At 45.6% G+C, this 2,205-nt stretch carries 2 protein-coding genes and 1 pseudogene; 1 reads left to right on the top strand and 2 read right to left on the bottom strand.

What is annotated here, in order from left to right; all coding sequences use genetic code 11:
* Positions 1 to 1,117 (bottom strand): aspartate ammonia-lyase (locus tag AND4_RS18775; protein ID WP_009844570.1); only part of this gene is annotated, 1,117 nt, incomplete at its 3' end.
* A 426-nt stretch (positions 1,118 to 1,543) separates the two neighbouring features.
* On the opposite strand from AND4_RS18775, the gene AND4_RS18770 reads away from it, so the two are divergent.
* Positions 1,544 to 2,053 (top strand): FxsA family protein, encoded by a 510-nt coding sequence (locus AND4_RS18770; RefSeq protein ID WP_009844569.1) that lies wholly within the window; start codon positions 1,544 to 1,546, stop codon positions 2,051 to 2,053.
* Positions 2,054 to 2,120: 67 nt separating this feature from the next.
* Here the strand turns inward: AND4_RS18770 and AND4_RS19785 are convergent.
* Positions 2,121 to 2,205: pseudogene (locus tag AND4_RS19785) on the bottom strand (tRNA (uridine(34)/cytosine(34)/5-carboxymethylaminomethyluridine(34)-2'-O)-methyltransferase TrmL); the annotation flags it as partial.

Below are 2,205 nucleotides of genomic sequence, written 5' to 3'. Positions count from 1 at the left end.
GCAATTGACCGCCCTCTGCTGCGAAAGAAACCGTATTGTCGTTACCGAGAACTTTAAAGCAAACTTGGTTGACCACTTCAGGAATAACTGGGTTTACTTTGGCAGGCATGATTGAAGAGCCTGCTTGCATTTCTGGTAGGTTTAGCTCGTTCAGACCTGCGCGTGGCCCAGAAGAAAGAAGACGAAGGTCATTACAGATCTTGGACAGTTTCACTGCTAGGCGTTTTAGCGCGCCGTGCGTCATTACGTATGCGCCGCAGTCAGACGTCGCTTCGATTAGGTCTTCTGCTGCCACTACCTCAACGCCAGTGACTTCCGCTAGGTGTTTCACCGCCAGCGCTTGGTAACCTGTAGGCGCGTTGAGACCAGTACCGATCGCGGTTGCACCTAGGTTAATTTCTAGTAGCAGCTTAGAGGTGTAATCGAGTGCACGAATTTCTTCGTTTAGCGTGACTGCCCATGCGTGGAATTCTTGACCCACCGTCATAGGAACGGCGTCTTGAAGCTGAGTACGTCCCATCTTCAGCACGCCTTTAAATTCTTGTGCTTTAAGCTCGAACGCCCCTTTTAGGTATTCGATCGCTTCCATTAGTTGATGAACACTGTTGTAAACCGCGATGCGAAAGCCCGTTGGGTACGCACAGTTTGTTGATTGGCTCTTGTTTACATGATCGTTTGGGTTAATGAACTCATATTGGCCTTTTTCTTTGCCCATGAGTTCGAGTGCAACGTTCGCGATAACCTCGTTAGTGTTCATGTTTACTGACGTGCCTGCACCGCCTTGGAATACGTCTGAAGGGAACTGATCCATGCACTTGCCTGTTTCAAGGATCAAATCACACGCTTCAAGGATGTAGTTAGCAACGTCTTTTGGGATAGCACCTAGCTCTTTGTTTGCAAGTGCAGCGGCTTTCTTGGTCATAACCATGCCGCGTACGAATTCAGGTACGTCAGAGATGGTCGTGCTTGAAATGTTAAAGTTTTCAATAGCACGAAGTGTGTGAATGCCGTAGTAAGCATCAGCAGGGACATGACGCTGACCTAATAGATCTTCTTCAATACGAGTGGCTTGCTGTGCTGCCTTTGGAGCATCAGATTGTTTAGAAAGTGTAGCCATAACAGGATCCTTAGATAATAATTCTGATATTTAAGTTATTTATTAGCCATTTCTGCAGTCTAGAATCCATTCATCAGAGTTTTTGGCTGGAAAAACCGTCCTGACTTAATGTGGAACATCATACTGCACCTAGCGCATAAAAATAGTAACTTGATCACCTTTTTTGCTTTTGATACGTCAATAATTTGCAAAGTATGAATAGGGTATTAATAACCCTTTATAGGTAGGCATTTTTCCATGATGAACACGGACTCTAAGCGTGCGAAATTTGTACTTTTCAACGGCTAATTTTTTATTTGTAGCTCTTTGCTGGAAGGGTGATATTCAATCAGAGTCTCTTCTCAAGTATGAACACGCTTTTTTACAACGATTCGTTTGAGCTTAGTAGGCTTTTGCCATTACACTGAGTTGGACAAAGGAGGGCATGTGTTTCCTATCTTATTATTGGCGTTTATTTTTGTTCCTATCATAGAAATCGGCCTGTTTATTCAGGTGGGGGGCTTTTTGGGCCTTTGGCCGACGATTGCTTTGGTATTGATTACGGCATTTGTCGGTGCATCTTTGGTGCGTAGCCAAGGCATACAAACACTGATGTCAGTGCAAGGTCGCCTAGAGCAAGGTGAGCTTCCGGCTCAACAGATTTTTGAAGGCGTGATGCTGGCGGTTGCTGGTGTGTTGTTATTAACGCCAGGTTTCATGACAGACACATTAGGTATGTTGGTGTTGTTGCCAGCACCACGGGCAGCGATTGCGAAATACTTAATGGGTAAGGTAGTGTTGAAGACCATGAATGGAGGCGGCTTCCAAGGTGGCTTCTCAAATCAAGGTTCACCTGAGCAAGACCCGTTCCGTCGTCATTCTCAATCGGATGACGGTAACACCTTTGAAGGTGAGTATGAGCGTAAAGACGATGATGATCGTAATAAGCTCAACTGATTCAGTCAGTAAGAAAAGCAAAAGGGCGCATGCAGCGCCCTTTTTGGTCTCTGTCGTTTTGGTGTGTTTACATTGCGCCTTCAAAACCCATTTGGCGCCAAGCTTCAAACGCAATAATCGCAACGGCGTTAGACAGGTTTAGGCTACGTGCA

Origin of the sequence: Vibrio sp. AND4 (assembly GCF_000171815.1) — a bacterium.
In the GTDB taxonomy this organism is placed as follows: Bacteria; Pseudomonadota; Gammaproteobacteria; order Enterobacterales; family Vibrionaceae; genus Vibrio.
This window is presented reverse-complemented; position numbering and strand designations above follow the sequence as displayed.